Origin of the sequence: Rhodococcus sp. PvR044 (assembly GCF_040548995.1) — a bacterium.
Lineage (GTDB): Bacteria > Actinomycetota > Actinomycetes > Mycobacteriales > Mycobacteriaceae > Rhodococcus_G > Rhodococcus_G oryzae.
The window spans coordinates 104,873-131,485 of record NZ_JBEPSX010000014.1; the positions used below are offsets into that span (position 1 = coordinate 104,873).

The 26,613-nt window shown below is 69.8% G+C and carries 27 protein-coding genes; 11 read left to right on the forward strand and 16 right to left on the reverse strand.

Going from position 1 to position 26,613, the window contains the following annotated elements:
* Positions 1–18: 18 nt before the first annotated feature.
* Together ABIC28_RS24705 and yidC are read left to right on the forward strand one after the other, a co-directional pair.
* Positions 19–267: a DUF6412 domain-containing protein gene (locus ABIC28_RS24705; protein WP_245221715.1), complete on the forward strand. Its 249-nt coding sequence runs from the start codon at positions 19–21 to the stop codon at positions 265–267.
* 113 nt (positions 268–380) lie between these two features.
* Entirely contained in the window at positions 381–1,313 is a 933-nt protein-coding gene (yidC, locus tag ABIC28_RS24710) for a membrane protein insertase YidC (RefSeq protein WP_354581296.1), read from the forward strand.
* A gap of 22 nt (positions 1,314–1,335) precedes the next feature.
* Here yidC and ABIC28_RS24715 read toward each other — a convergent pair whose 3' ends face one another.
* Positions 1,336–2,184, reverse strand: coding sequence for an aldo/keto reductase (locus ABIC28_RS24715; protein ID WP_269588960.1), 849 nt, complete (start codon positions 2,182–2,184; stop codon positions 1,336–1,338).
* 60 nt (positions 2,185–2,244) lie between these two features.
* Here ABIC28_RS24715 and ABIC28_RS24720 point away from each other — a divergent pair, with 60 nt between their 5' ends.
* Positions 2,245–3,885: an ABC-F family ATP-binding cassette domain-containing protein gene (locus ABIC28_RS24720; RefSeq protein ID WP_097213911.1), complete on the forward strand. Its 1,641-nt coding sequence runs from the start codon at positions 2,245–2,247 to the stop codon at positions 3,883–3,885.
* Here the strand turns inward: ABIC28_RS24720 and ABIC28_RS24725 are convergent, their stop codons facing one another.
* The 5 genes from ABIC28_RS24725 to ABIC28_RS24745 all read right to left on the reverse strand — a co-directional run bounded on the left by ABIC28_RS24725 (position 3,886) and on the right by ABIC28_RS24745 (position 8,246).
* Positions 3,886–5,097 (reverse strand): Dyp-type peroxidase, encoded by a 1,212-nt coding sequence (locus ABIC28_RS24725; RefSeq protein WP_097213910.1) that lies wholly within the window; start codon positions 5,095–5,097, stop codon positions 3,886–3,888.
* Entirely contained in the window at positions 5,090–5,614 is a 525-nt protein-coding gene (locus ABIC28_RS24730; RefSeq protein WP_097213909.1) for a copper chaperone PCu(A)C, read from the reverse strand. Before ABIC28_RS24730 ends, ABIC28_RS24725 begins: the two co-directional genes overlap by 8 nt.
* Positions 5,611–6,183: a copper resistance CopC family protein gene (locus tag ABIC28_RS24735; RefSeq protein ID WP_097213908.1), complete on the reverse strand. Its 573-nt coding sequence runs from the start codon at positions 6,181–6,183 to the stop codon at positions 5,611–5,613. Before ABIC28_RS24735 ends, ABIC28_RS24730 begins: the two co-directional genes overlap by 4 nt.
* Positions 6,180–7,583: a PepSY-associated TM helix domain-containing protein gene (locus ABIC28_RS24740; RefSeq protein WP_209927481.1), complete on the reverse strand. Its 1,404-nt coding sequence runs from the start codon at positions 7,581–7,583 to the stop codon at positions 6,180–6,182. Before ABIC28_RS24740 ends, ABIC28_RS24735 begins: the two co-directional genes overlap by 4 nt.
* Before the next feature lie 108 nt (positions 7,584–7,691).
* The gene (locus tag ABIC28_RS24745) at positions 7,692–8,246 is read right to left on the reverse strand and encodes a hypothetical protein (protein ID WP_209927483.1); all 555 of its coding nucleotides are present in this window, start codon (positions 8,244–8,246) and stop codon (positions 7,692–7,694) included.
* A gap of 88 nt (positions 8,247–8,334) precedes the next feature.
* Here ABIC28_RS24745 and ABIC28_RS24750 point away from each other — a divergent pair, with 88 nt between their 5' ends.
* From ABIC28_RS24750 to ABIC28_RS24770, 5 genes are read left to right on the forward strand one after another with little or no spacing between them, the layout of a single operon-like run.
* Positions 8,335–8,622 carry a helix-turn-helix transcriptional regulator gene (locus ABIC28_RS24750; protein ID WP_097213905.1) on the forward strand — a complete coding sequence of 96 codons (288 nt, stop codon included), beginning with the start codon at positions 8,335–8,337 and terminating at the stop codon, positions 8,620–8,622.
* Positions 8,615–9,169: a hypothetical protein gene (locus ABIC28_RS24755; protein ID WP_354581300.1), complete on the forward strand. Its 555-nt coding sequence runs from the start codon at positions 8,615–8,617 to the stop codon at positions 9,167–9,169. The genes ABIC28_RS24750 and ABIC28_RS24755 overlap by 8 nt, the downstream gene beginning before the upstream one ends.
* Entirely contained in the window at positions 9,166–10,068 is a 903-nt protein-coding gene (locus ABIC28_RS24760) for an ABC transporter ATP-binding protein (protein ID WP_354581302.1), read from the forward strand. The genes ABIC28_RS24755 and ABIC28_RS24760 overlap by 4 nt, the downstream gene beginning before the upstream one ends.
* Positions 10,065–11,249 (forward strand): ABC transporter permease, encoded by a 1,185-nt coding sequence (locus tag ABIC28_RS24765; protein ID WP_097213902.1) that lies wholly within the window; start codon positions 10,065–10,067, stop codon positions 11,247–11,249. The genes ABIC28_RS24760 and ABIC28_RS24765 overlap by 4 nt, the downstream gene beginning before the upstream one ends.
* A 9-nt stretch (positions 11,250–11,258) precedes the next feature.
* The gene (locus tag ABIC28_RS24770; protein WP_097213901.1) at positions 11,259–12,752 is read left to right on the forward strand and encodes a carboxyl transferase domain-containing protein; all 1,494 of its coding nucleotides are present in this window, start codon (positions 11,259–11,261) and stop codon (positions 12,750–12,752) included.
* 4 nt (positions 12,753–12,756) lie between these two features.
* On the opposite strand, the gene ABIC28_RS24775 is transcribed toward ABIC28_RS24770, so the two are convergent.
* Positions 12,757–13,656 carry an SDR family oxidoreductase gene (locus ABIC28_RS24775; protein WP_269588967.1) on the reverse strand — a complete coding sequence of 300 codons (900 nt, stop codon included), beginning with the start codon at positions 13,654–13,656 and terminating at the stop codon, positions 12,757–12,759.
* Entirely contained in the window at positions 13,656–14,333 is a 678-nt protein-coding gene (locus ABIC28_RS24780; protein WP_269588968.1) for a GOLPH3/VPS74 family protein, read from the reverse strand. Before ABIC28_RS24780 ends, ABIC28_RS24775 begins: the two co-directional genes overlap by 1 nt.
* A 36-nt stretch (positions 14,334–14,369) precedes the next feature.
* Here ABIC28_RS24780 and ABIC28_RS24785 point away from each other — a divergent pair, with 36 nt between their 5' ends.
* Complete coding sequence (locus ABIC28_RS24785; RefSeq protein WP_354581306.1) at positions 14,370–16,268, forward strand: propionyl-CoA synthetase; 1,899 nt, start codon at positions 14,370–14,372, stop codon at positions 16,266–16,268.
* On the opposite strand, the gene ABIC28_RS24790 is transcribed toward ABIC28_RS24785, so the two are convergent.
* From ABIC28_RS24790 to ABIC28_RS24805, 4 genes are read right to left on the reverse strand one after another with little or no spacing between them, the layout of a single operon-like run.
* On the reverse strand, positions 16,265–17,068 hold the full coding sequence (locus ABIC28_RS24790) for a DUF1295 domain-containing protein (protein WP_354581308.1): 804 nt from the start codon (positions 17,066–17,068) through the stop codon (positions 16,265–16,267). The genes ABIC28_RS24785 and ABIC28_RS24790 overlap by 4 nt on opposite strands.
* Positions 17,065–18,336, reverse strand: coding sequence for a class I SAM-dependent methyltransferase (locus ABIC28_RS24795; protein WP_354581310.1), 1,272 nt, complete (start codon positions 18,334–18,336; stop codon positions 17,065–17,067). The genes ABIC28_RS24790 and ABIC28_RS24795 overlap by 4 nt, the downstream gene beginning before the upstream one ends.
* Positions 18,333–19,070 carry a DUF1365 domain-containing protein gene (locus ABIC28_RS24800; protein ID WP_354581312.1) on the reverse strand — a complete coding sequence of 246 codons (738 nt, stop codon included), beginning with the start codon at positions 19,068–19,070 and terminating at the stop codon, positions 18,333–18,335. Before ABIC28_RS24800 ends, ABIC28_RS24795 begins: the two co-directional genes overlap by 4 nt.
* Complete coding sequence (locus tag ABIC28_RS24805; protein WP_354581314.1) at positions 19,067–20,395, reverse strand: NAD(P)/FAD-dependent oxidoreductase; 1,329 nt, start codon at positions 20,393–20,395, stop codon at positions 19,067–19,069. The genes ABIC28_RS24800 and ABIC28_RS24805 overlap by 4 nt, the downstream gene beginning before the upstream one ends.
* A gap of 128 nt (positions 20,396–20,523) precedes the next feature.
* Here ABIC28_RS24805 and ABIC28_RS24810 point away from each other — a divergent pair, with 128 nt between their 5' ends.
* Both ABIC28_RS24810 and ABIC28_RS24815 read left to right on the forward strand, forming a co-directional pair.
* Positions 20,524–21,183: a fasciclin domain-containing protein gene (locus tag ABIC28_RS24810; protein WP_097213894.1), complete on the forward strand. Its 660-nt coding sequence runs from the start codon at positions 20,524–20,526 to the stop codon at positions 21,181–21,183.
* Between the two features lie 16 nt (positions 21,184–21,199).
* A complete protein-coding gene (locus tag ABIC28_RS24815; protein WP_354581316.1) occupies positions 21,200–21,790 on the forward strand; it encodes a lipocalin family protein in 591 nt (196 codons plus the stop codon).
* Positions 21,791–21,806: 16 nt separating this feature from the next.
* Here the strand turns inward: ABIC28_RS24815 and ABIC28_RS24820 are convergent, their stop codons facing one another.
* The 4 genes from ABIC28_RS24820 to ABIC28_RS24835 form a co-directional block, all read right to left on the reverse strand.
* The gene (locus tag ABIC28_RS24820; protein WP_097213892.1) at positions 21,807–23,288 is read right to left on the reverse strand and encodes an SDR family oxidoreductase; all 1,482 of its coding nucleotides are present in this window, start codon (positions 23,286–23,288) and stop codon (positions 21,807–21,809) included.
* Complete coding sequence (locus tag ABIC28_RS24825; protein ID WP_354581319.1) at positions 23,285–24,649, reverse strand: TIGR01777 family oxidoreductase; 1,365 nt, start codon at positions 24,647–24,649, stop codon at positions 23,285–23,287. The genes ABIC28_RS24820 and ABIC28_RS24825 overlap by 4 nt, the downstream gene beginning before the upstream one ends.
* Before the next feature lie 9 nt (positions 24,650–24,658).
* On the reverse strand, positions 24,659–25,990 hold the full coding sequence (locus tag ABIC28_RS24830) for a cryptochrome/photolyase family protein (protein WP_097213890.1): 1,332 nt from the start codon (positions 25,988–25,990) through the stop codon (positions 24,659–24,661).
* A gap of 50 nt (positions 25,991–26,040) precedes the next feature.
* Positions 26,041–26,613 (reverse strand): HNH endonuclease signature motif containing protein (locus ABIC28_RS24835; protein ID WP_354581321.1); only part of this gene is annotated, 573 nt, incomplete at its 5' end.

A 26,613-nucleotide genomic window follows, 5' to 3' on the forward strand; every position in this document is an offset into this window, starting at 1 on the left:
CTCATTTCCACCATTGCGATGCTGATCGCCCCGGCCTTCGCCCCGAACGGCCCCGCGACCGCAATCGGCGCGACAGTGACGGTTCTCGCCCTTCTCGCGATTGCCGGTCGCAGCGCGATCGAACCGCTTTGCCTCCTTTTCGCGCCCTCGACAGGGCCCGCGCGCGATGAACAACGCCGGCGTGGCTCATTCCGCCGCCAGAGCAGCCCCGATACACCGGGGAAGCCGCAGCCCCGGGCTCCCGGAACTCACCTCTCACTCGCGTAGCTCTTTCTTGCCCTTTCCCTGCGCGCTCCAGTGCAGCGTTGAGCAATCGACGGCCAAGCGCCGCAATTCCCACCTGCACTCGTAGAGCGCGCCTCGCAGTGAGGTGTTCACTCATGCTCGATTTCATCTACTACCCGGTGTCGGGAATCCTGTGGATCTGGCACGCCGTCTTCGGGTTCGCTTTCGGCCCGGACAGCGGACTCACCTGGGTCCTTGCCGTCACGTTTCTCGTCTTCACCCTGCGCGCACTGCTGTACGCGCCCGCGGTCAGACAAATACGCACCGCGCGGCAAATGCAGGAATTACAGCCGCAGATCAAGGCCCTGCAGAAGAAGTATCAGGGTGATCGCCAGCGGCAAGCCCTCGAAATCCAGAAGCTACAGAAAGAACACGGGTTCAACCCACTCATGGGTTGCCTGCCGATCCTGGTGCAGGCACCGGTCTTCATCGGCCTTCTCCACGTCCTCCGGTCGTTCAATCGGACCGGCGACGGATTCGGGCAACTCGGTATGTCGCCCGAGGCCAATGCGAGCACCCCGAACTATTTCTTCAGCGTCGACGAGGTTCAGTCGTTCCTCTCGGCACGCGTGTTCGGGGCCCCGATCTCGGCATGGATCACCCAGCCGAGAGAAGCTCTCGAGGCGTTCGCTCCGTTCGGCGGGATCCCATCCATCGCGAGCATCGCGGCAGTAGCGATCCCGCTGATGGTCGCTGCATGCATCGCCACCCATGCGAATGCCCGCGCCTCGATTCGGCGACAGAGCCAGGCGGCACAGGAGAACCCGCAGGCCGCGATCATGAACAGATTGATGCTCTGGGTTTTTCCGCTCGGTGTCCTCGTCGGCGGGCCATTCCTACCCATCGCGATCCTGATCTATTGGGTGAGCAACAACCTCTGGACCTACGGGCAGCAGCATCTCATCTTCCGCCGGATCGACGCCGAGGAGAATGCTCGGCAACGAAAGATCACGGCGGAGCAGACATCGGCCGCACCCCGACCCGGCGTTCGCCCTACACACGCAAGGCGGCCCAAACGCCGTCGCTGACGCCGGGCCGCCTCGGGGTGACTCACATGTCGAACTCGTCCGGGTCCGGTCCCAGCCGGTTGCCGGCGTCCAGGCCGGCGATCGCGACGAGGTCATCCGCGTCGAGCGCGAATTCGAAGACGTCGATGTTCTGCCGAATCCGGTACGGCGTCACGGACTTCGGGATGACGACGTTGCCGATCTGCAGGTGCCACCGCAGCACCACCTGCGCGGTGGACCGCTGATGCTTCTCGGCGATCCGGGCCAGCACCGGGTCGTCGAGCAGCGCACCGCCCTGGCCGAGGGGCGACCATGCCTCGGTGACGATGCCGTGTTCGGCATGGAACGCGCGCAGCTCCGGCTGCGCGAAGTCGGGATGCAGCTCGATCTGGTTGACGGCAGGGATCACGGACGTTTCGTCGATGATGCGGCTCAGCTGAGCGGGCTGGAAGTTGGAGACCCCGATGGAGCGCACCCGCCCCTCCGCCTTCAGCTCGGCGAAGGCACGCCAGATCGCGATGTAGTCCTCGCGCGCCGCGCGAGGCCAGTGGATCAGGTACAGGTCGAGGTAGTCGAGGCCGAGCCGCTCGAGGGAGGCGTCGAACTCGCGGCGAACCGAGTCCGCCGTCCAGGTCTCCCCCGCGCCGTTCCACAGCTTGGTGGTGATGAACAACTCGTCCCGAGCCACCCCGGAGTCCGCGATCGCCCGGCCGGTGCCCACCTCGTTGCGATAGATGGCCGCGGTGTCGATGCTCCGGTAACCGATGCTCAACGCGCTGATGACGGCCGAATAGCTCTCGTCGTCGGGCACCTGCCACACGCCGAAGCCGAGCTGCGGGATGGTGTTGCCGTCGTTCAACGTCACATTCGGGACAGGGCTCACAGAGGTCATGCAACCCACAACTCCGGCCGTCGGAGCCTTGTTCCCCGCGCGACTGAGACAATCGTCGCCATGACCGCAACACTGCACGCCGACGGGCTGTCCGCATCCCGCGGCGAGCGCACCCTCTTCTCCGGGCTCGACCTCGTCGTGGCCCCCGGCGACGTGATCGGGCTGGTAGGCGCCAACGGCGCGGGCAAGTCGACCCTGCTCTCCATCCTGTCCGGACACACCACCGCCGACATCGAGGGCGCGGTGACGCTCAGCCCGCCGCACTCCACCGTGGGCTATCTCACTCAGGAACCCGAACGCCTCGCAGGCGAGAGTGTCGAGGGATTCCTCGGCAGGCGCACGGGCGTCACCGGGGCGGAGGAGGAGATGAACGCGGCCGCGGAGGCGCTCGCGGAGGACGGCGGCGACGACCGGTACTCACACGCGCTCGAACGGTGGCTCGGCCTCGGCGGGGCCGACCTGTCCGAGCGCGCCGAGAAGGTGCTGAGCGACCTCGGCCTGGACGTCGGGCTCGACGCGGAGATGACCGCACTGTCCGGCGGCCAGGCCGCGCGTGCCGGCCTGGCCTCGCTACTGCTCTCCCGATACGACGTGCTTCTGCTCGACGAACCGACCAACGACCTGGATCTCGACGGCCTCGAGCGGCTCGAACGGTTCGTCGAGGAGGCCCGCACCGGCATCGTGGTGGTCAGCCACGATCGAGAGTTCCTGGCGCGGACCGTGACCGGAATCGTCGAGCTCGATCTCGCCCAGCAGCAGATCGCGGTCTACGACGGCGGCTACGAGGCCTACCTCGCGGAGCGGGCCATCGCCCGCCAGCACGCGCGGGAACGCTACGAGGACTACGCCGACACCAAGTCCGGTCTCGAGGATCGCGCTCAGATGCAGCGCAATTGGCTCGAGCACGGTGTCCGCAACGCCCGACGGAAGGCCAAGGGCGCCGACTCCGACAAGATGGGACGCAAGGCCCGCTCCGAGTCCACCGAGAAGCAGGCCGCGAAGGCCAGGCAGACGCAGCGCCGCATCGAGCGGCTCGAGGTCGTCGAGGAGCCCCGCAAGGAGTGGGAGCTTCGGATGCAGATCGCGGACGCCCCGCGAAGCGGCACCGTGGTGGCCACCGTCAGTGGCGCGGTTGTTCAGCGTGAAACATTCCGGCTCGGACCGATCAGTGCCCAGATCGAATGGGGCGACCGGGTTCTCATCACCGGGCCGAACGGTTCTGGCAAGACGACACTGCTTCGGCTGCTCCTCGGCAAGCTCGTTCCCGACGAGGGCACCACGGCGCTCGGGTCCGGCGTCGCGGTCGGTGAGGTCGACCAGGCCCGCGGACTGTTCGAGGGCGACGAGGCGCTGGCGGCGGCGTTCGGCGCCCAGGTCCCCGACTGGCCCGACGCCGAGGTACGCACCCTGCTGGCCAAGTTCGGCCTGCGCGGCGCGCACGTGCTGCGGTCGGCGAGCTCGCTCTCCCCCGGCGAACGCACCAGGGCCGCACTGGCTCTGCTCCAGGCCCGCGGGGTGAACCTGCTCGTCCTCGACGAGCCGACCAACCACCTGGATCTGCCCGCCATCGAGCAACTCGAGCGCGCGATGGACGAGTACGAGGGCACTCTGCTCCTCGTCACCCACGACCGGCGGATGCTGGACACGATGCGCAGCACCCGCCGGTGGCGGATGGATGGCGGTCAACTCACGGAGGCCTGATCAGCTACCGAAGAGCTGCTGGCCGATGTAGCCACCCTTGGCACAGCCGGGCGGGATCGCGAACACCGCGGACCCGATCGGCGTCGTCCACTGGTTCAGCATGTCCAGCTCCGAAAGTCGTTGCTGGATGGGCACGAACTGGGCATCGACGTCGGCCTGGTAGCAGACGAAGATCAGACCCGAGTCCGAGATCTCGCCCCCGGCCGGCGCCTCGTCGTAGTTGTACCCGCGCCGGTGGATCCGCTGCCGCGGGTCCGCCGACCTGGCCCTGGCGATGTGCGAGAACTCCGGGATCACCGGAAACCCGGTCGCGCCCACCGCGGCGAAATCGGGCTCGTCGTGTTCCGAGTCGCCGGTCAGCGGAGCCCCGTCCGACAGCCTGCGCCCCACCGATTGCTCGCGTCCCGGCCGGTCGACCTTGTCCCACTCGTCGAGGTCGAGGTGGGTGCGCCGGATCACCACCGAGGTTCCGCCTGCCATCCAGGCCTGTCCGGATCCGGTGTCCCAGACCAGGTCCGCGAAATCCGCGGTACCGGGCGACGGGTTCACCGTGCCGTCCACCTGACCGAACAGGTTCCGCATCGTGGTGCCGGGGGCCTGCGTGCCGCGGGCCCGGCGGAAACCGCGCTGGGTCCAGCGCACCGAGCCGACACCCGCGGACCCCTTGAGCAGCACCCGCAGCGCGTGCGCCACGGTGACCGGGTCCTCCGCGCCAACCTGGAGCAGAAGATCCCCACCGCTCCACCGGTCCTCGAGCCGGTCCACCGCGAACGGGGGCAGCGGCCGCAGCCACGCAGGGCGCAGGTGCTCGGCGTTCCCGAGCCGGAAGACGCCCGGACCGAAACCGACCGTCACCGTGAGCCGGGTCGGCTCGGTGGCCAGGTCCGGTTCGGTGTCCGCCAGCGCCGCCCGGCCCTCGGTGAGCCGGGCCGCGTCCTCGGTCCACACCTTCAGCAACCGGATCAGCGCGGCCCGGTCCACCTCCGGTCGGAGATCGAGCGCGACGAACGTCGAGTGCGCCTGCGGCGCCGTGGCGATGCCCGCCTGATGCGTGCCGTAGAACGGCTCGACCTCCGACACGGTGGGCACCGGAGGCCCCGCCGACTGCGGCTCCTGGTCGAGCGTGACCTCGCGTGCGCCCCAGGCCAGGCCGGTGCCGCCGAGAACGACGGCACCGGCGCTGAGCAGGCGGCGCCGGCTCAGCTCAGCCATGATTCCCTTCGTAGCTCTCGTTGGCTCCGGTGAAATCCCGTACCTGGACGGTGGTCTCGGCGGTGGACCCGTCGCCGAAGGTGAGGGTCAGCGGCACGTCGGTGCCCGCCTTCACGGGGGCGGGCAGGCGGAGGAACATGATGTGATCCGCACCGGGCTCGAGCTTGTGCGTGCCCGAGGCGGGGATGGTCACCCCGCCCTCCTTCTTCTGCATCACCATGGTCCCGTCGGGGCCCATCGCCATCTCGTGCACCTCGACGGCAGGCGAGATCGGGCTGCTCACCGCGACCAGGGTCGCGTCGGTCCCGGATCCGTTGACGAGGGTGCCGAAGGCCGCGGTCATCCCGCTGTCGGCCGCCTTCACCCAGGACTCGGTCAGGGTCACCGATTCGGCGGCCGGACGCGCTTCGTCGGCAGAGTTGTCGGAGTCCGACGAGCAGCCCGCGATTGCGAGTCCCATGGACAGAGCGGCGCCTGCGGCCAGCATCCGCCGGCGAGAGAAGATGTTGTTGCTCATGATTGATGTTCCTTCGATACGAGTTCGTTTGTCTTGGAGTGTTTTCCGGAGCGCCACGCGGCGATCCCGAGCGCGAGCCCGGCGATCACCAGGGCGACCGGCCCGAGCAGGCGGCGGTACAGCGGCGATGATTCCGCGGTAGGCGGCCGCTCGGCGGGCGCCTGCGCAGCGGAGACCGGCGCCGGCGTCGTCGCGGCGCCCGCATCCCCGGAGGGCGCGCCCACCTGGTAGCCGAACGTCCCGGTGAGCGGGTGCCCGTCGTCGGACACCGCCCGCCAGCGGACGTTGACGGACCCGGAGCCGGCCTTCACCCGCTGGATCATCCTGGCGCCGTCGCGCGTGACCGGGCCGTCGTCGAGCCGGGTCCCGTCCGCGGTGGTGACCACGATCGCGGCGCCCGTCTTCTGTACCGCCGTGGAGAAGGTCAACACCACCTCGGTGGGCGCCGCAGCCAGCACGCCGTCCCGCGCGGGAGACGTGGACAGCAGCTCTGAGTGCGCCGACGCCACCGGTGCGGTCAGCACGACCGCGCCCAGTGCCAGCAGCAGGGCGATCGCCGCCCGCCTCATGCCGGTTGCCGCCTCGAACGCAGCCCCAGCAGCACGTCCACGATCAGGAAGCCGAGCAGCGAGAGGCCGAGCAGCGGCACGAAGATGCCGACGGCAACCGCGATCACCGCGATGCCACCGATGGCGGGCCAGGGCAGCCGCCGCAGGGCGCCGCGGCGCGGCACGGTGCCGAGCGCGAAGCCCTCCGACCGGCGGGGACGCCGCTGCCACCACATCCGGTAGCCGGTCACGATCAGCGTGATCAGCGACAGCGCGAGCGCCCCGAGCAGCAGCTGGTTGGCGAAGCCGAACAGCGTGCCCATGTGGCCGGCGATCCCCCACTGGCTCAGCTTGGCCGCCAGCGGCCAGTCCGCGAACCGCTGCTCGTCGGTGACCTGCATCGTCGCGGCGTCGACCGCGATCGAATCGCCGCCGGTCGCGGTCTCCTTCACCGTCCAGGCCTTTGAGGCGCTGGCCGGGATCGTCGCGGACAGCGATCCGGTCATCCCCTGATCGCGAGCCACCGCCAGCACGCCGTCCACGGCCGACGGGTCCGTGGGAGCGCCGTCGGCGACCGGGACGGCCGGTGCGCCGTGCCCCGCGTGCTCGCCCGCGGGCGCAGCCTGGACGGACCCGAGCGTGGTGTCCAGCTTCGGGGTGGTCCAGCTCATCTCGGTGCGGACCGTCTTCACGTTCTTGCCGGCATGGTCCGACCAGGTCAGTCCGGTGATCGAGAGGAAGAGCAGGCCGAGGGCCGCGCAGGCACCGACGACACCGTGCCAGTTCAGCGTGCTCCGCCGCCCGGTCACCGACCGGTCCACCGTCAGCAACCGGCCCCGGTCGCCGTTCGCGCGATCGCGGCGGTACTTGGTCCACCACAGGTACAGACCGGCAAGCGCGATCACGCCGAGCCAGGATGCGGCCAACTCGCTGTAGAGGTTGCCGACCTCGCCCAGGTGCAGGTTCTTGTGCAACGCCGACAGCCAGGCACGCAGCGGCAGGTCACCGGAGTCCGTCGCCAGTGCGCCGAGCACCTTGCCGCTGTCCGGGTCGACGAAGACGGTGGTCTCCCCCGAGCCGACGCTCGGGTCGGCGAACACCACCCGCGTCGACCCTCCTGCCTCGGCGGTCTGCAGCGACAGCAGCGTGGACGGGTCGCGGCCATCGAGAGCGGCCTGGAGCTGCTCGGAGGCGGGCAGCGGACTATCCGTGGCGGGCGCCTCGAGGTAGTTCCCGTAGGCGAGCTTCTCCAGCGTCGGCGCGAACGCGTAGATGAATCCCGTCAGGGCAGCGACGAGGAGGAACGGGCCGACGAACACGCCCGCGTAGAAGTGCAACCGCAGCAGGAGCTTGCGCAGCGCCTGGGATTCGGTGCCCGGCGGCGTGGATTTGGGCACGCCGGGTTCGGTGGTGATGGTCATGACATCGCTTTCGTCGATCAGACTGTGGGTGCGCGGGACCCCATGGGAACCGCGAGAGACCGCGCCCGGGCCGAGGCGGCCGTGGTTACGCGGTGGGGTGAGGTGTGATCAGACGAAAAGCGGTGGGCCGCGACGCGATACCGACACGCGGCAGAGCGCGGACACGAGCGGGTGCGCCTCGGTGACGGGTCGCCAGCTGCGGGGTCGTTCGAGGACGGGGATGGCGACGACGACCGCGGCGACGACCGCGCGCAGCGCGGCCTCCGTGCGCGGGCCGATCCGTTCGGCCGCCGCGATGAGTGCGGCACAGACGCCGATCGCGACGGCGTGCGCGGCGAGCATCTGCGGGCCCATGCCGCCGATCGGACCCGAGGCCATGTCCGCGTGGTGACCGCCGCCGCCGAACGCCAGCGTGGTGTGGGCGCCGAGCTGCCCGACCGCCAAGATCGGGACCAGCGCCGGGCCACCGCGGCGAAGCACGGGGACGGCGGCCATCACGGCGACCAGCACCGCGGAGAATCCGACGAGAAGCATGAGGGTGGACCCGGCGGGCAGTCCGCCGCCGCCCACGCCGTGCGCGGCGACGGCCACGGCCGCGGTGGTCGAGCCGACGGACGCACAGCGCACACGGCGAGAGAGCTTCTCACCTGGGCCGACACGCATGGGCGAACGGTACTACATCGAGTAGGACTCATTCGACGGCCATGGGGACTACTTGACAGACTGTTGTGTTTTCCCAACAATCTGATGCATGAGCCCGGTACGGCGCGGCGAATCGCGCCACATCTTCAACCGCATCGCGGTGCTGCGGGCCGAGCGCTCGCTGAGTCGGGTCCGGCTGGCCGAACTGATCGAGGTGAACCCGCAGACCGTGGGTGCGCTCGAACGCGGCGACCACTACCCGAGCCTCGACCTGGCGATGCGGATCTGCGAGGTGTTCGGCCTGCCGATCGAGGCGGTGTTCTCGCGGAACGAGTTCACGCCGCTGTCCACCGAGCTCTACCGATCACGCGAGTCAGGAGTGAACCGAGATGCCTGAGATGAACCTCGTCGAGCGTTATCAGGCGCACCGAGTGCGCCGGTTCCTCGCGAACTCCGAGAAGTGGCCGCACATGCTGCCCGGCTGGCGCACCCGACAACGCCGTCGAATCCTGGTGATCGCGCTCGCCGCCACCTTCGCCCTCATGCTCGCGGTCGGGGTGTTGTGCCACTTCTTCGAGCAGGCCCCGCTGCTGTGGCTGCCCGCCTGCCTGCTGTTCTTCCTAGTCTGGCCGTCGCTGGCCATCGTCTCGGGCCGTCAGGGCGACGCGCCCGCCGGAGCCCTGGACGAGTGGGAGGTCCAGCAGCAGAACAGCGCCCGTTCGATCTCCCTGAGCATCACCCAGTGGCTGGTGATGATCCCCGTGATCTACCTGACCTACGGCAGTGCCGTCACCGGCGGCACCCACACGACCATGGCCTACACGGGCGGGCTGCTCACCCTCACCATGCTGATGATCGGCGGTTGCCTGCCCGCGATGATCCTGGCCTGGAGCCGCCCCGACCCCGATCCCGAGTCCGATGAATTCCCCATGGAGGCAGCGTGACCGACAGCCACACCCTCACCATCGACCGCATCTCCAAGCGCTACGGCGACGTGGTCGCGCTCGACGACCTCAGCTTCGAGGCGCGCCAGGGCGAGATCTTCGGTTTCGTCGGCAGCAACGGCGCGGGCAAGACCACCACGATGCGGATCGCGCTCGGGGTGCTGTCCGCCGATTCCGGCGAGGTGCGGCTCGGCGGCCGACCCGTCGACCTGGACGTGCGTCGCACCATCGGGTACATGCCCGAGGAGCGCGGCCTCTACCCGAAGATGAAGGTCGGCGCCCAGCTCTCGTACCTCGCCGAACTGCACGGACTCTCGCGCGCCGAGGCGAGATCGGCGGTGACCCGCTGGACCGAGCGGCTCGGGATCGCCGAACGCGTCGGTGACACCGTCGACTCGCTGAGCCTGGGCAACCAGCAGCGGGTCCAGTTGGCCGCGGCGCTGGTGCACGACCCGGCGGTGCTGGTCCTGGACGAGCCGTTCTCCGGTCTCGACCCGGTCGCGGTGGACGTGATGAGCGACGTGCTGATCGAGAAGGCGAGGACCGGGGTGCCGGTGATCTTCTCCAGCCACCAGCTCGACCTGGTACAGCGACTGTGCGACCGCGTCGGCATCATCAAGCACGGCAAGATGCGCGCGATCGGCACCGTCGACGAACTGCGTGGCGGCGAGAGCGCCCAGCTCGTCGTGCACGCCCCCGGCGCGACCGCGGACTGGGCACGGCATCTGGCGGGGGTGAGCACCGTGAGCCACTCCGACGGTCGCACCGTGCTGACGCTCGACCCAGGAGCCGACGACCAGGAGATCCTCGCCGCCGCCATGAAGACCGGACCGGTGCACGAGTTCTCGTTGCACCGCCCGTCCCTCACCGAACTGTTCCGAGAGGTGGTCGCGGCATGAACACCGCCCGCGCAGTACGCCTGGTCGCCAGGCGCGAGTTCCTCACCCAGGTCCGCAAGAAGAGCTTCCTGATCAGCAACGTGGTCATCCTGATCGCCATCGTCGGCGGCATCGTCGGGTACTCGATCTTCTCGGGCGGCGACGACGCCGACCGCGCCGCCATCGGACTGGTCGGGGACCAGTCGCTGTCCCCTGCCCTGGTGGCCGCCGGAGAGCAGGTGGGCACGTCGGTTGAGGTGTCCGAGATCCCCGACGAACAGACCGCCCGGGACCGCGTCGGCAGCGGCGACCTGGACGTGGCTCTGATCCCGAACCCGGACGGATCCGCCACCGCGGTCACCGAATCCGAGATCGACGCCGGGCTGCGCACCGTCGTCGACATCGCGGTCACCGGCCAGGCACAGCAGCGGGCGCTGACGGCCCAAGGCGTCGACGTCGAGCAGTTGAGCGCGGACATGGGCGCGGCCGTGGTCACGGTGGAGACGATCGATCCGCCCGATCCCGAGGAGGGCCAGCGCATCGCGATGTCCATCGCCGCGGTGACCCTGCTGTACATGCAGATCCTCGGCTTCGGCATGTATGTCGCGATGGGCGTCGTGGAGGAGAAGTCCAGCCGGGTGGTCGAGCTGCTGCTGTCCACCCTGCGCCCGCTGCAACTGTTGTGGGGCAAGGTCATCGGCATCGGCGCGGTCGGGCTGGTGCAGCTGGCGGCGTACGGTGTCGCGGGAGTCGGCGCCGGACTCGCGACCGGCGTCCTGACCGTCACCGGCACCGCGCTCGGCGTGTTCGCGGGCACCCTCGGCTGGTTTGTCCTCGGCTTCACGTTCTTCGCGGTGCTCTACGCCGCGGCCGGCTCGATGGTCTCGCGCCAGGAGGACGTGAACTCCACCACGATGCCCCTGATGCTGCTGATCATGGCGATGTTCTTCTCCGCCTTCTCCGCGGTCGGCAACCCGGACGGCACCCTGAGCAACGTGCTGAGCTGGATCCCGCCGTTCTCGGCGATCCTGATGCCGCTGCGGATGGCGGCCGGGGTGACCGGCCCGGTGCAGGTGATCGGCACCATCGCGCTGATGACCGTGGTCACCGTGGCGCTCTCGCTCGTCGCCGCGAAGATCTACCAGCGCTCGATCCTGCGGGTCGGCAAGACGGTGTCCTGGCGGGAGGCGTTCGGCCGATAGGGTCGGGCCATGACCGTGCGCCTGTCGGCCCAGCAGATCCTGGACCTGGTACTCGATTCCGGGAGCTTCGAATCCTGGGACCGGCCGCCCGTGCCGGTCGAAGCGAACGCCTCCTACCGCGCCGACCTCGACGCGGCCGCCGCCAAGACCGGCTTGGACGAGTCCGTGATCACCGGGGTCGGGACGGTTCGGGGTCGCCGGGTCGCGGTGATCGCCTGCGAGTTCGGATTCCTCGCCGGGTCCATCGGCGTCGCGGCCGCCGAGCGGATCGTCACCGCGATCGAGCGGGCGACCGCCGAGCGGCTGCCGCTGCTGGCGTCCCCGACGTCGGGCGGCACCCGGATGCAGGAGGGCACCCTCGCCTTCGTGCAGATGGTGAAGATCGCGGCGGCGGTCACAGTGCACAAGGCCGCACACCTGCCGTACCTGGTGTACCTGCGCAACCCGACGACCGGCGGGGTGTTCGCGTCCTGGGGTTCACTCGGGCACGTCACGGTCGCCGAGCCGGGGGCGCTGATCGGTTTCCTGGGCCCTCGGGTCTACCAGGCGCTGTACGGCGAGAAGTTCCCCGAGGGCGTGCAGACCGCCGAGAACCTCTACAACAGCGGCGTCATCGACGGTGTCGTGGCACCGGAGTGGTTGCGGCACCTGGTTCATCGCGCGTTGCGGGTGATGACCGGCGAGACCGGGCGGTGGCAGGACCCGCATCCCGAGCCCGCCGACATTCCGGACGTGCCCGCCTGGCAGTCGGTGATGCTCTCGCGCCGGGCCGACCGTCCCGGCATCCGGCAACTGCTGCGGTACGCGGCCACCGAGCAGATCCCGCTCAGCGGCACCGGGCAGGGCGAGGCCGACCAGACCGTGCTGGTGTCGCTTGCGCGATTCCGGGGGGCGCCGTGCGTGCTGTTCGGCCAGGACCGCAGCGGTCAGTCCCCGGAACACACGATGGGACCGGCCGCGCTCCGCGAGGCGAGGCGGGCGATGAAACTCGCCGAGGAACTGCGGATCCCGCTGGTGCTGGTCATAGACACGCTCGGCGCCTCGCTGTCGAAGGAGGCCGAGGAGAAGGGGCTGGCCCCGGAGATCGCGCGCTGCCTCGCGGACCTGGTCACCCTCGACACGGCCACCGTCTCGGTGCTGCTCGGGCAGGGCACCGGCGGCGGCGCCCTCGCACTGCTGCCCGCGGACCGGGTGTTGTCCGCGCAGAACGGTTGGCTCGCACCGCTTCCCCCGGAGGGCGCGAGCGCCATCGTGCACCGCGACACCACGCACGCGCCGCAGATGGCCGCCGCTCAGGGCATCCGCTCACTGGACCTGTTGCGGGACGGCATCATCGACGCGATCATCCCGGAGTTGCCCGACGCGGCGGACGAGCCGATCGGGTTCTCCAAGCGGGTCGGCGAGGCGATCGCCAGGGAGCTGTCCGGCCTGGTCGATCAACCCGCGGCGGATCGGTACGCGGCCCGGATCGCGCGCTATCGGAACCTGGGCGTGCCGCGCTGAACCGTCAGCGATATCCGGTGGTGTCGGCCGGTTTTCCGGGATCCTGGACCTCGACCAGGTATCGCCACGCATCGGGCCTGCTGCCGTCGAGATCGGTGAAGCCGTACTCCCGCGCCAGCTGCCCGCTGGAGAGCGACCTCCCGTTCCAGCGCGCGACATCGGGATCCTGAGCGAGGGCCGCGACGCCCCGGCCCACGTAGCTGGGGCTCTCCGAGATGGCGAAATGCGGGATCCGCTCGGTGGCATCGCGCCAGTTCGCTTCGGTGACCCCGAAGTTGTCGAGCATCATCTCCGAGCGCAACCAGCCCGGAGTGACCAGGACCGCGGTCGCACCGCGCGGGCCCAGCTCGTGGGCCAACCCGAACGCCATCCGGCTCACCGCGGCCTTGGCCAGGTCGTAGAAGAAGGACACCCGATAGTTGGCGGCGTTGTACTCGTCGGTCCCGTCGGTCACCTCGACGACCAGGCCACCCGGGGTCTCCAGGAGGAGCGGGATCGCGAAATGGCTTGTGATGGCGTGGGTGTCTACGCCGAGCCGCAGGTACCGCAGGCCAACATCGAGGGAGGACTCCCACACCGTCTTGTCCCACTCCATCTCGGTGGCTCCCCAGATGTCGTTGACCAACACGTGCAGGGCGCCCTGCTCGTCCCGGATCCGCGCCACCAGTGCGCGCACCTCCTGGGGCACCAGGTGGTCCACCCGGACCGGGATCCCGTGACCACCCGCGGCGTCCACCAGGGCCGCGGTCTCCTCGATCGTCTCCGGCCGGTCCATCTCCGATCGCAGCGACCCGCTGGTGCGGCCGGTGACGTAGACGGTTGCGCCCGCCGCACCGAGCTCGGTGGCGATCCCCCGGCCCGCGCCCCTGGTCGCGCCCGCGACCAATGCCACCTTCCCCCGCATCAGGAAGCTCCGCCCGCCGCGGTCGCGGGGATGATCACCGCCACCACGATCGCGGCGTTCACGGCCTCGACCGTCCTGCGGACGGCCGCCCCCGCCCACTCACCGTCGGCGATCTCCTTGGCCCGCTTCTTGATTGCGCGTCGGTCACCGTCCGTGACGACCTTGGCCGCCGCGTCGACGGCGGAGAGCAGCGAGATCAGCGCGGCAGTCCGCTCGGTCGGGGAGGCGCCGTCCACCAGTGCCGCGCGCAGCTCGTCGCGGACCGCACGCTCGTGGCTCTCGTCGACCGCGGGCCACACCGTGGTCGGGAAGATCCCGAGCAGGCGCCCCTTCGACTCACGAACCCAACCCCTGTCCACGATCCGTTGGAGAAGGGCCTCGCGGAGCCGCTGGTCGATCTTCTCGATCGCACGCTCCGGCTTGAGCGGCTTCGATTCCCGGATCCGTGCGACCGCGCCCGCGAGGATCGGGTCCTCGGGCGGCTCGTCCTCGCTCAGCACGAGCCTGCCCTTCTTCACCTCCTCCCCCTCACCGGCCGGGCGAACCAGGCCACCCAACGCGAGTTCGAGGAGGACGGCACCGGCCAACGCCCTTGGCAGCGCGGTGCCGTCGATCAGCGGCTTGCCGGATTCGTCGTCGAGCAGGAGCAGGAGCAGATCTTCGGCGAGAAGAGTCATGCATCCACGGTACTTCGGATCAGTAGGGTGAGGGCCATGAGCACCGCGGGCGCGTACAGGTCAGCCATCGCCGAGAGCACCGCCGACCCGGACGCCTTCTGGCTCCTGGCCGCGGAGGCCATCGACTGGGACACCGCGCCGACGAGTGCCCTCGACGACTCCGATGCCCCGATGTACCGCTGGTTTCCCGGCGCCACGCTGAACACCTGCTTCAACGCGCTCGACCGCCACGTCGCCGCCGGTCGCGGCGAGCAGGCGGCGCTGATCTACGACTCCGCGATGCTGGGCACTGCCCGCACCTACAGCTACGCCGAGATGCTCGACGAGGTATCGCGTTTCGCCGGCGTTCTGGTCGCGCAGGGCGTGACGGCGGGCGACCGGGTGATCGTGTACATGCCGATGATCCCGGAGGCCGCGATCGCGATGCTCGCCTGTGCACGCATCGGCGCGATCCACTCCGTGGTGTTCGGCGGTTTCGCGGCCGCGGAACTGGCCGCCCGCATCGACGACGCCGAGCCGAAGGCCCTGATCACCGCGTCCGGCGGACTCGAACCGGGCCGGACCATCGAGTACCTGCCCATCGTGGAGCGGGCACTCGGGTTGACCGCGAACGCACCCGGCACCGTGATCGTCAAGAACCGCGGGCAGATCCCGGGATCGGCGGGCGACGTCGCGGGCTGGCTGGACTGGGACGCGGCGGTCGCCGCCGCCGAACCGGCGGGCTGCGTGTCCGTCGCCGCGACCGATCCGCTCTACATCCTGTACACCTCCGGCACCACCGGAAAGCCGAAGGGCGTGGTCCGCGACAACGGCGGCCACGCGGTCGCGCTGGCCTGGTCGATGCGCAACCTCTACGACATCGGCCCTGGTCAGGTGATGTGGACGGCATCCGATGTCGGCTGGGTCGTCGGGCACTCGTACATCGTCTACGGCCCGCTCCTTGTCGGCGCGACGACGGTGCTCTACGAGGGCAAGCCGGTCGGAACCCCCGACGCGGGCGCGTTCTGGCGCGTGATCGGCGACCACGGCGTGCGCGCGCTGTTCACCGCGCCGACCGCGATCCGGGCGATCCGCAAGGTCGATCCCGAGGCGAAAGAGCTTGCACAGTACGACATCTCCTCCCTCGAGACGCTGTTCGCGGCCGGCGAGCGACTCGACCCCGACACCTACGAGTGGGCCACCGAGAAGCTCGGCGTCCCGGTGATCGATCACTGGTGGCAGACCGAGACCGGCTGGGCCATCTGCGCGAACCTGCGCGGGCTCGAGCCGATGCCCATCAAGGCAGGCTCCCCCACCGTGCCGGTACCCGGCTATCACGTCGAGATCCTCGACGGGGAGGGCACGCCGCTGCCCGCAGGCGCCGAGGGCAACATCGTCATCACGCTGCCGATGCCGCCCGGCACACTGTCCGGGCTCTGGCGGGACGAGGACCGGTACGTGAAGTCCTACCTGGCGACCTTCCCCGGCTACTACCTGACCGGCGACTCCGGCTACATCGACTCCGACGGATACGTGTTCGTGCTCGGTCGCAGCGACGACGTCATCAACGTTGCGGGGCACCGGCTTTCGACAGGGAGCATGGAGGCCGTCGTCGCCGGGCACGTCGCAGTCGCCGAGTGCGCGGTGATCGGGATCAAGGACGAGCTCAAGGGACAGCGGCCGAGCGGGTACGTCGTGCTCAAGGCCGGCGCCGACATCGACCCGGAGCAGCTCCGGGTCGAGCTGGTGGCCATGGTGCGCGACCAGATCGGAGCGGTCGCGACCTTCCGTGACGTGACCGTCGTACAGGCGCTGCCCAAGACACGCTCCGGGAAGATCCTGCGCAAGACCATGCGGCAGATCGCCGACCACGACGAGTACACCGTGCCGTCGACCATCGAGGATCCCGCGGTGCTCGACGCGCTGGCGCGACTGCTGGGTGGGCAGGACGCCTAGGACGGTCGGGGCGGGCGGGGGACGAAAAACCCCGTGCGCGCCTGATACTCGGCGTAGCCCGGACGCTGCGACATCGACTTCTCGAGCAGCCGGGCACCGGTGGCGTACACGAGAAAGTAGGTCATCAGGACCGGGGAGGCGATGGTGAGCGGCCCAGGCCAGACACTCGCGGCGACAAGCCACAGCCCCCACCACACACACGCGTCACCGAAGTAGTTCGGGTGACGGGTCCATGCCCACAGCCCGACGTCCATGACGCGGCCGCGGTTGGCTGGTTCCGCCTTGAAGCGCTCGAGTTGGCTGTCGCCGACGGCCTCGAACACGAACCCCACGACCCACACGGCCGCGCCGAGGCCGAGGACCGCGACACCGGGCCCATGGGTGGCGCCGAGCACCGCGGACAGTTGCAGCGGCAGCGACACGAACCACTGCGCGGCTCCCTGGGTGAGGAAGATCTTCCGTATCACCACCGCGGTGCGGGAACCCGCCGAGCGGGCCAGCAGCTCCTCGTAGCGGGGGTCCTCACCGCGCCCCCTGGACTTGGCGTGCATGTGCCAGCTCAGGCGCAGCCCCCACACTGCGACCAGAAGCACCAGCAGGACCCGGCGCATTACATCACCCCCGCCGACCGTCGCCGCCACCACCGCTACCAGGACGAAGCCAAGGCCCCAGGACACATCGACCACGTTGTAGCGCCCGATCCTGCGGCCGATCGCGAACGTGGCCGCCTGCAGCAGCACCAGCACCAGCAGGCTGGCGACGCTGACCGCGGCAAAACCCGCGGGACCGGTGGCGTTCATCGCGGACCGATCCCGCGGTCGAAGACGATCTGCTGGACGTCGAGATAGCCCGAACGGAACCCCGACTCGGAGTAGGCCAGATAGAACAGCCACATGCGCCGGAAGGTCTCGTCGAACCCGAGCGCGGCGACGTCGGCGCTGCGCGCGGCGAACCGGTCCTTCCACAACCTCAGCGTTTCCGCGTAGTGCCCGCCCAGCGACGTCAGCTCCCGCACCCGGAGTGTCGTGTGCCGAGAGGTGACCGCCTCGATCGCCTCCGTCGACGGCAGGCAACCGCCAGGGAAGATGTACTTGTGCACCCAGGTGTAGGTGTCCCGGGTGGCCAGCATCCGGTCGTGCGTCATCGTGATCGCCTGCAACGCCACCGTGCCCTCGGGGGCGAGCAATCGGTCCAGCGCGGCGAAGTACGTCTCCCAGAACCGATGACCCACCGCCTCGATCATCTCCACGGAGACGATCGCGTCGTACTCGCCCTCGACCGCGCGATAGTCGAGCAGGTCGACCTGCACCGAGTCGGCGTGCCCGGCCTCGGCCACGCGACGGCGCGCCAGCGCCTGTTGCTCCGCCGACAACGTGACCGAGCGGACGGTGGCTCCCCGCTGCGCGGCACGGATACACAGCTCCCCCCACCCGGTGCCGATCTCCAGCAGCCGGGTGCCCGGTCCAACACCCGCCGCGTCCAGCAGTCGATCGATCTTGCGGCGCTGCGCGTTTGCCAGCTGGTCCCATCCGACCGGTTCCCCGTCGAACAATGCGCTGGAGTAGGTCATCGTCTGGTCGAGGAAGAGCTCGAACAGATCATTGGACAGGTCGTAGTGCCGGGCGACGTTCGACCGTGCGTTCTGTTCGGTGCCGAGGTCGCGGGCGGGCGGCGCGGCGACGAACAGCCTGCGGAGCCGCTGCAGCGGACGCGGGACCAGTGTCTCCACCCCGGCGGCGAAGGCCGTCAGGACCGCCGCCAGGTCCGGCGCGGTCCAGTCACCCACCATGTAGGCCTCCCCGAACCCGATCAGCCCGCCGTCGGCGAGCCTCGCGGCGAATGCGTCCGGTCGCCGGATGATCATGCGCGGCAGTATTTCTCGGCGGTCGCCGGCGCCGACGACCGAGCCGTCTGGATACTCGACGCGGATCGCGAGGCGAGCGGCTGCCCGGCGGAACAGTCGATCGGCCCCTGCCGCGAGGAATCGCGCACGCGGTCCCGCTGGGACGTCCGCTAGGCCCGGCCAGATCCGGTCGTCGATGTCGGTCCTCACACTCTCCGCGGTCACTGTGCCGTCTCCTTCTGGTCGGTGGTCGGCCTGGGCGCGATGGGTACCCCACGCGCCCACAATCTGATGCCCTGCACTCTGATTCGCGCCGCGACCGTCAGCGGTGCCAGCGGCGCCGCCAGTAGTGCGTGCACCACGTTCGCGGTGGTCGCGGGTCGTCGGCGCCCACGCATGGTCGCGGCAAACGGGGCTCGCCCGTCCCGGTGCAGCACGACACGGATATCGAGGCCCTCGGCGGGTTCCGCCAGCCGCATCGCGTAGACGCCCTCGACCTCGTTGAACGGTGAGACGTAGAACCGCTTGTCGGTCGCAGCGCAGCCGTTCCGATCGGTGCGGACCAGGTAGCAGTGCCTGCCCCCGTAGGTGTTGTGTACCTCGGCGAGCACGCAGCGCAGGTCACCAGTGCTGTCGTGACACCAGAACAGGCTCAACGGGTTGAACACGTAGCCCAGCACCCGCGCGTTCATCAGCGCCGTCACCCGCCCGCCCTGCAGGTCGATGCCGTGCGCGGCCAGCACGGCATCGACTCGGCCCCTGAGGGTTCGGCCCCCGCCGGGCTCGAGATGGTCCTCCGCCCGGAATCCGGCGAACGGCCGGAGCCACCACGGCAGTCGCGGTAGCGCGTCGAGGTCGATGAACCAGCTGTAGCTGCGGTATTCGAAGGCGTTGTGAACGGGTTCCGTTCGGACGTGCCGGATCCTGGTCCGGTAGAGGGCGGCGACGGACCCGTTCACCGCGCGGCCTGCCGAACCTCGGCGGCCGCGACCGTGTCCCACACCCCGCCGACCCGTTCGGCGGCGCGCAGACCGGAGAGCGCTCCGTCCTCGTGGAACCCCCAACCGTGATAGGCACCGGCGAACGCGAGTGTCTCCGAGCCGAGATCCGCCAGACGGGACTGGGCCGCGACGGATTCCGGGGTATAGATCGGATGCTCGTAGGTCATCTCCGCGATCACCGACGCCGGGTCCACCAGGTGCGATCCGCCCAGCGTCACGAGAAATCGGCGGTCGGTGACCGCGTCGATGCGCATCAATCGGGTCAGGTCGTAGGTGACGATCACCCCGTGCGGCCCGGCGCCACCATCGGGGATCAGGTAGTTCCAGGAGGCCCTGGCCCGCGGCGCCCGCGGCAGGACGGACTGATCGGTGTGCAGCTGAGCGTGATTGGTCGAGTAGGGCATGGCGCCGAGGACGGACTTCTCGAGTGTGGAGGCGCGGTCGCCGAGCATCGCCAGGGCCTGGTGGGGGTGCACGGCGACGACGGCGGCATCGAAGTACCGCACCTCGCCGGTCGCGTCGATCACGCACACCCCGTCGCGGCGGTCGATCCGGGTCACCGCGGTGCCGGTGAGCACCTCATCGATCCGGGATGCGACCTTCTCGACGTAGTTCGACGATCCGCCGGTGACGGTCCGCCATGGCACCGAACCGAAAACGGTGAGCATGCCGTGGTGGTCGAGGAAGGTGAACAGGTACCGCGCCGGGTAGCTCGCGGCCAGCGCGGGGTCGCAGGACCAGACCGCCGCCACCAGCGGCGTCACGAAGTGGTCGAGAAAGTACCGACTGAAGCGGTGTCGGGCGAGGAAGTCGGCGAGCGTCTCGTCCGCGTCCGGGCCGTCGACAGGCAGGCCGAGGACGCTGCGGGCGGACCGGTGGAACCTCGTGACTTCCGCGAGCATCAGCCAGTGCCGCGTGCGCCGCAGCGAACCTACGGTCGGGAACAGCCCACGCAGACCCCGCGCGCCCGCGTATTCGAGACCGTTGATGTCGGACCGGATCGACATCGACATGTCCGATTCCTGGGTGTCGACGCCGAGCTCCGAGAAGAGTCGGAGCAGCGTGGGATAGGTCCGGTCGTTGTGCACGATGAACCCGGTGTCCAGCGACACAGACTGCCCCGTGCCGAGGTGCACCGTGTGCGTGTGCGCGTGCCCGCCGAGCCGGTCGTCGGCCTCGTACAGGGTGACGCGATCTCGGCGGGACAGGACGTGGGCGGCGGTCAGACCGGCGACGCCGCCACCGATCACGGCGACGTTCCGGCCCGCGGGGAGGTTCTGCATACGAGTGGTTCGGAGCAGGTCCGGTTTCGGATGGGTGGCAATTCGGACCAATCTGCACGGCCATCCGCTCCGAAGCACTGTACGAGCGGACCTCCAACCGAGAGGTCGGCATTCGGAGAGGGATTGCTATGAACTCCAGCAAGCGGAAGATCCTGACGGCGTTCGGCGTCAGTGCGGTTGCCGTGCTCGGACTCGGGGCCTGTTCGTCAAACGATTCGAACTCCTCGTCCGCCTCGGAATCGGCCGCGGCGCCTCAGACGGAGACCTCCGAATCCATGGATGGCTCCGACGCCATGGCCTCCTCGTTGGTCGGCCCGGGCTGCGCCGGATACGCCGAACAGGTACCCACCGGGCCGGGTTCGGTCGACGGCATGGCTCAGGATCCCGTCGCGGTGGCCGCGTCGAACAACCCGATGCTCACGACGTTGACCGCGGCGGTGTCCGGACAGCTGAATCCAGATGTGAACCTGGTCGACACCCTCAACGGCGGACAATTCACCGTTTTTGCGCCGGTCGACTCGGCCTTCGCGAAGGTCGACCCGGCCACCATCGACAGTCTCAAAACCGACTCTGCAACGCTGACAAAGGTCCTCACCTACCACGTCGTGCCCGGTCGGATCGCGCCGAGCGACATCGAGGGTACCCAGACCACGGTCGAGGGTGGCACGGTAGAGGTGACCGGTTCCGGCGACAATTGGAAGGTCAACGAAGCCGGCGTCATCTGTGGCGGCGTCCAGACCGCGAACGCCACCGTGTACCTGATCGACTCTGTACTGATGCCGAAATAGACGAAGGGACGGGCAAATGAGGAATCCGCTCCTCCGCACCGCTGTCGGCCTGTTCTCAGCCGCAGGCGCCGTGCTCCTCGCGGCACCAGCCGCGGCCGCACCCCTGGCACCAGTCCCGTCGCTTGACGTGCAGCGGTACATGGGTACCTGGCATCAGCTCGCCGCGATACCACAACCGTTCAGCCTGAACTGTGCCCGCGACACCCGGGCCACGTACTCGCTCCTCGACGCGCAGAACGTGCGTGTCGAGAACAGCTGCACCACGTGGACCGGGGGCAGCAGCGGCGTCACCGGCAATGCGCGGGTGAACGACCCCGCCACCATGGCGCAGCTACATGTGAGTTTCCCCGGAGTGTCCACCCAGGACTCGCTGGACGGGCCGACGAACTACGTCGTGAGCCACATCGCCGACGACTACTCGTGGGCACTGGTCGGGGACCCGGCCCGATTCTCCGGATTCGTGCTGTCGCGGTCCGCGTCGGCGACCGCCGAACGCTGGCAGGAGATCCGCTCGGTTGTCGAATCACGCGGGTACAACTCGTGCCTGCTGCTCACCTCGCCGACGACCGGAGGGCGCGAAGACATCCGCCCGCTGTGCACGGTCTGACAGGCGCCGAGCGGGTTCAGGAATCGAGGGGAAACTGCCTGGCCGCGGTGCCCGTGATGTTGTTGACCATGCCCTTGAAGATGACCCCATGGAACGGGAGGATCGCGTACCAGTAGACGCGCCCCGCAATGCCGCGGGGGAAGAAGATGGCCCGCTGATCGAGCCGGGACGTGCCCGCGGCGGCGGGATGCACACGCCACTCGAGCCACGCCCCTCCCGGCGCTCGCATCTCCGCACGCAGTCGCAGCAGGGTGCCGCGCTCGATCTTTTCCACCCGCCAGAAGTCCAGCGCGTCTCCGGTCTGGAGCCGCCGCGCGTCGCGGCGGCCGCGGGACAGTCCGACTCCCCCGACCAGTCGGTCCAGCCAGCCACGGACCGCCCATGCGAGCGGGAACGAGTACCAGCCGTTCTCCCCGCCGATACTCTCGACCACCTGCCACAGCGTCCGCTGGTCCGCCTCGCACACCTTGCTGCGCTCGTCGGTGTAGACCACCTCGCCTGCCCAAGACGGGTCGGACGGAAGGGGGTCCGAGGGTGCCCCCACCGGGGACGCATTGGCCCACGTGGTCTCCACCTCGCCGCGTTCGATGCGGCGAAGAGCCAGACCAACGGCGTCGCGGTACGAGGTCAGCCCCTCCGCAGGCGGCGGGATGACCTCGTCGATGCCGTGTTCGACCATCACGGCATCGTTGTGCAGCGACTCGATCAGGGCCCGGCCCAGGCCGGTGGGGATCGGCGTCACCAGCCCGATCCACAGACCGGCCAGCCTCGGTGTCAGCACCGGGAGCACCACGATGCGGCGGTTCGCCAGGCCCGCGACCTGCGCGTAGACCTTCATCATGTCGCCATAGCGCAGCACGTCCGGGCCCCCGATGTCGTAACTGCGGCTGTGCGGCAGTGGGGCCTCGGCGGCCGCGATCAGGTAGTACAGGACATCGCGGACCGCGATCGGCTGGATGCGGTTGTTCACCCACCTCGGTGTCGTCATCACCGGTAGCCGGTTCGTCAGGTGCCGGATCATCTCGAACGATGCGGATCCGGACCCGATGACCACCCCGGCCTGCAGCACCATCGTCGGGATACCGGAGCCGACGAGGATCTGCCCGACCTGTGTGCGGGAGCGCAGGTGCGCCGAGAGGTCGGACGTGGCGGGGTGCAACCCGCCGAGGTAGACGATCCGCGACACCCCCGAGGACCGCGCGGCCGCAACCACATTCAGCGCTCCGCGGCGCTCGGTCTCGACGAACTCGGTGCTGCCGCCCATCGAGTGGACGAGGTAGTAGACGACCTCGATGTCGGCGAACGCCCCCGCAAGCGATGCGGGATCGTTCAGATCGCCGCGCACGATATCCACCTCGGTCGCCCACGGCACGTCGTACAGCTTGTCCGGGGAACGCACCAGCGTCCTGACGCGGTGGCCCGCCGCGAGCAGCCGCGGAGTCAACCGGCCACCGATGTAGCCGGTCGCGCCCAGCACCAGAACGTGCGAGCCGCTCATGGGGAGTCGATCGCCTTGCCGAGCTGGTGGCGCAGCACCGCCTCGACCTCGGGGTGCCGGAACCCGTGCCCCGCGAGCGCGAGTCTCGTCGGGACCACGTGCTGGTCGGCCTCGGCCAGCTCGCGGGCACCCCGCTCGCCCAGCAGCAGGCGCGGACCGAGGCTCGGAACCGGCAGGACCGCGGGGCGGTGCAGGACCCGCGCGAGGGTGCGGGTGTAGTCGAGGTTGCGGACCGGGGCGGGTGCCACCGCGTTGACGGGTCCGCGGAGGGACTCGTCGAACAGGGCCCGGTGATAGACGTCCACCAGGTCGTCGAGCCCGATCCACGACAGCCACTGACTGCCGTCGCCGATCCGCCCACCCAGCCCCGCCGCGAACAGCGGATGGAGCAGCGCGAGGGTGCCGCCCCTGGCGGACTGCACGACCCCGGTGCGCACCCGGACGACCCTCAGCCCGGCCTCCTCCGCGGGCCCGGTGGCCGCCTCCCAGTCGGCGACCACGTCGGCGAGGAACCCGTCGCCGCGGGAGCTGTCCTCGGACAGGAGTTCCTCGCCGCGATCGAATCCGTAGTAGCCGATGGCCGAGGCGGACACGAAGGTCCGCGGACCGCCGTCGGTGTGGCCCGCTAGCCCCGCCAGCAGGCGGGTCGGCCCGATGCGGCTGTCCCGGATCGCCTGCATGTGCGCCGCGGTGAATCTCCCGGCGATCGACGCCCCGGCCAGGTGCACCACGGCGTCGACACCCGCCAACAGGTCCGCGGCGGGGTCCGCGGGATCCCATCGTCGCTCGTCCTGCGTCCGCGGTGCGCGCCGCACCAGGCGGATCACCCGGTGCCCGCCGGTGCTCAGGAACGCTGTCAGCGCCGACCCGACGAGACCGGAGGCGCCCGTGACCGCCACCACCGCAGGCCGGACACCCCGCTCGCTCGCCCAGCGGTGTGCGGCCAGGTCCCCGGCGAGCTGGCGATGCCGGTAGGCGAACGTCGACCGCAACAGGAACTCCGGCACCGGGGTCTCGACCCGGTCGATCACCCGGGTCGATCCCGCGGTGACCTCGGTGAAATCGTGAATGTGCCTCCAGGACAGGGTGGCCCGGACCGGGATCGATGCAAGCCCGTCGGCGGCGAGCTCGTCGACGAAGCGATGGGGTGGGTCGTACGCGGCGCCGTCGTGGCGGGCCACCCACCGCAGCCCACCGGGCAACGCGAGCACAGCGCGTCCGGTGGCGAGCGAGTCCGCCTCGGAGACGATCCGCAGCGGCTGCCACGACGGTGACAGCCGGGCGAAGGCGCCCGGCCTGCCGTACCAGTCGAAGACCTCGGCCCGGGGCGTGTCCACCACGCTCGAGTACACGATGCCCATCGTTCGACCCTAGCCCCGTTTCAGCTCGCCGTAGCGAGCCAGCGCCTCCCGGCGCTCGATGCCGTGGTCCACGATCGGGTCCGGGTAGCCGTGGGGTCGGCCGTCGGCCAACGTGTGTACCCGGGCACCGGCGATGCCGCGCAGTTCCGGCACCCAACGGCGCACATAATCGCCGTCGGGATCGAACTTCTGCCCCTGGCTGATGGGGTTGAACACCCGAAAGTACGGGGCCGCATCGGTTCCCGATCCGGCGGTCCACTGCCAGCCGTGCTGATTCGAGGCCAGATCACCGTCGACCAGGTTCCTCATGAAGTACCGGGCCCCGCGCCACCACGGCAGGTGCAGGTCCTTCACCAGAAAGGACGCGACGATCATCCGGACCCGGTTGTGCATCCAGCCCTCGGCCAGCAGCTGACGCATGCCTGCATCGACGATCGGGTACCCGGTCCGGCCCGCGCACCAGGCCGACCACGCCGATTCCGCATCGGGTCCGCTGTCGTACCGCAGCGCGCCGAAACGCGGGTCGTAGTCGCGCCGCGCGGTGTCGGGGCGGTGGTGCAGGACGTCCGCGTAGAAATCCCGCCAGGCCAGCTGCCGCCGGAACGCCGCAGGCCCGGTGCCGTGCCGACCGGCGAGATCCGCGAGCATCGTGCGCGGGTGGATGCACCCGTACTTGAGGTACACCGACATTCGGCTCGTGCGGTCGAGGTCGGGCCGGTCCCGGCCGGTGTCGTAGCCCGCCAGGTCATCGTCCAGGAACTCCGCCCACCGCGCGAGCGCCGCCCGCTCCCCCGCCCGCTCTCGGCTCGCGGGGCCCGTCCGCGGAATCGGCACGCGGATCGACAGCCCCGGATCCAGCCACGAGGCCGTGCGCGCGGAGGTGTCCGCGGGGGCACGCCAACCATGATCGAGCCAGCGCCCGAAGTACGGGGTGAACACCCGGTAGGGCGCGCCGTCGGCCTTCGTCACCCGGCCCGGCGCCACCGCGTAGGGCGAACCGGTGCGGACGAGATCGACCTCCCTCGCCACCGCGTCGTCGCGGGCACGCCCATACGGACCGAAGTCGGCGCTGACGTGCACCGCGCCTGCACCGATATCCCGGGCCACCTGCGGCACGACGACCCGTGGATCGCCCCGGACCACGCACAGCCTGCCGCCGAGCTCCTCGTCGAGCGCTGCCAGGCAGGCGTAGAGGAAGTCGCGCCGCGGCGCGCCGGACGGTCGCAGCAACGCCTCGTCGAGCACGAAGAGCCCGAGCACCTCGTCCCCGGCGACCGCCGACAGCGTCGGAAGGTCGCCGGTGCGCAGGTCACGCCGAAACCACACGATCGCGGGGCCCATGCCTGCATTTCTACACCCCTCGCACGACAGGATTGGCCGCGAAGCTCAGCTCAGAACGGTGGCGGGTCCGGTGACGTGGCCGGGCTCGGTCGTGGGGTGTGGCCGCGGCGGCCGGAGATAGGTGGTGCGGGTGTCTTCATGGTGTGGCTGCCGTGGGCGCCGGTGGGGAGGGTGAGGGCGGTGGTGCCGGTCCTCGAGGTCCAGAGCATTGCGTGGCCGGGTAGTGCGGTGACGGTCCAGAGGCCGAGGGTTTTGAGTTGGTGGTGGAACTGGCAGAGGCAGTGCAGGTTGGCGGCGATGGTCCAACCGCCGGCGATCGGGTCGTGGGGCCGGTATTCGATGATGTGGTCGAGTTGGCATCCGGCGGCCGGTCTGGTGCAGCCGGGGAATCGGCAGTGTCCGTCGCGGGCGTGGACGAGCGCGGTGGTGGCGGCGTCGGGGCGGTAGGTGAGGGCACCGTCGGGTGGGGCGGTCAGGCCGCCGTGTCCGTCGGGATGTTCCGGTCGGGCCAGGGTCGGGTCGGCATCTATGGCGGCGAGGATCGCGTCGGTGATGGTGCCGATGCTGGACGGGACCGATGGGTCGGGCAGCATCGGTGAGGCGCTGCCGTCCGGCGGTGTCGG

What these genes read in the sequence shown, in the direction of transcription:
- ABIC28_RS24715 (WP_269588960.1), bottom strand. Translation starts at nt 2,184, where the DNA reads ATGACCTCTGTGAGCCCTGTCCCGAATGTGACGTTGAACGACGGCAAC.
- ABIC28_RS24790 (WP_354581308.1), bottom strand. Translation starts at nt 17,068, where the DNA reads ATGAACGCCACCGGTCCCGCGGGTTTTGCCGCGGTCAGCGTCGCCAGC.
- ABIC28_RS24785 (WP_354581306.1), top strand. Translation starts at nt 14,370, where the DNA reads ATGAGCACCGCGGGCGCGTACAGGTCAGCCATCGCCGAGAGCACCGCC.
- ABIC28_RS24805 (WP_354581314.1), bottom strand. Translation starts at nt 20,395, where the DNA reads ATGCAGAACCTCCCCGCGGGCCGGAACGTCGCCGTGATCGGTGGCGGC.
- ABIC28_RS24725 (WP_097213910.1), bottom strand. Translation starts at nt 5,097, where the DNA reads ATGGCTGAGCTGAGCCGGCGCCGCCTGCTCAGCGCCGGTGCCGTCGTT.
- ABIC28_RS24750 (WP_097213905.1), top strand. Translation starts at nt 8,335, where the DNA reads ATGAGCCCGGTACGGCGCGGCGAATCGCGCCACATCTTCAACCGCATC.
- ABIC28_RS24830 (WP_097213890.1), bottom strand. Translation starts at nt 25,990, where the DNA reads ATGGGCCCCGCGATCGTGTGGTTTCGGCGTGACCTGCGCACCGGCGAC.
- ABIC28_RS24745 (WP_209927483.1), bottom strand. Translation starts at nt 8,246, where the DNA reads ATGCGTGTCGGCCCAGGTGAGAAGCTCTCTCGCCGTGTGCGCTGTGCG.
- ABIC28_RS24755 (WP_354581300.1), top strand. Translation starts at nt 8,615, where the DNA reads ATGCCTGAGATGAACCTCGTCGAGCGTTATCAGGCGCACCGAGTGCGC.
- ABIC28_RS24730 (WP_097213909.1), bottom strand. Translation starts at nt 5,614, where the DNA reads ATGAGCAACAACATCTTCTCTCGCCGGCGGATGCTGGCCGCAGGCGCC.
- ABIC28_RS24780 (WP_269588968.1), bottom strand. Translation starts at nt 14,333, where the DNA reads ATGACTCTTCTCGCCGAAGATCTGCTCCTGCTCCTGCTCGACGACGAA.
- ABIC28_RS24775 (WP_269588967.1), bottom strand. Translation starts at nt 13,656, where the DNA reads ATGCGGGGGAAGGTGGCATTGGTCGCGGGCGCGACCAGGGGCGCGGGC.
- ABIC28_RS24765 (WP_097213902.1), top strand. Translation starts at nt 10,065, where the DNA reads ATGAACACCGCCCGCGCAGTACGCCTGGTCGCCAGGCGCGAGTTCCTC.
- ABIC28_RS24705 (WP_245221715.1), top strand. Translation starts at nt 19, where the DNA reads ATGCTGATCGCCCCGGCCTTCGCCCCGAACGGCCCCGCGACCGCAATC.
- ABIC28_RS24815 (WP_354581316.1), top strand. Translation starts at nt 21,200, where the DNA reads ATGAGGAATCCGCTCCTCCGCACCGCTGTCGGCCTGTTCTCAGCCGCA.
- ABIC28_RS24820 (WP_097213892.1), bottom strand. Translation starts at nt 23,288, where the DNA reads ATGAGCGGCTCGCACGTTCTGGTGCTGGGCGCGACCGGCTACATCGGT.
- ABIC28_RS24740 (WP_209927481.1), bottom strand. Translation starts at nt 7,583, where the DNA reads ATGACCATCACCACCGAACCCGGCGTGCCCAAATCCACGCCGCCGGGC.
- yidC (WP_354581296.1), top strand. Translation starts at nt 381, where the DNA reads ATGCTCGATTTCATCTACTACCCGGTGTCGGGAATCCTGTGGATCTGG.
- ABIC28_RS24825 (WP_354581319.1), bottom strand. Translation starts at nt 24,649, where the DNA reads ATGGGCATCGTGTACTCGAGCGTGGTGGACACGCCCCGGGCCGAGGTC.
- ABIC28_RS24735 (WP_097213908.1), bottom strand. Translation starts at nt 6,183, where the DNA reads ATGAGGCGGGCGGCGATCGCCCTGCTGCTGGCACTGGGCGCGGTCGTG.
- ABIC28_RS24720 (WP_097213911.1), top strand. Translation starts at nt 2,245, where the DNA reads ATGACCGCAACACTGCACGCCGACGGGCTGTCCGCATCCCGCGGCGAG.
- ABIC28_RS24810 (WP_097213894.1), top strand. Translation starts at nt 20,524, where the DNA reads ATGAACTCCAGCAAGCGGAAGATCCTGACGGCGTTCGGCGTCAGTGCG.
- ABIC28_RS24770 (WP_097213901.1), top strand. Translation starts at nt 11,259, where the DNA reads ATGACCGTGCGCCTGTCGGCCCAGCAGATCCTGGACCTGGTACTCGAT.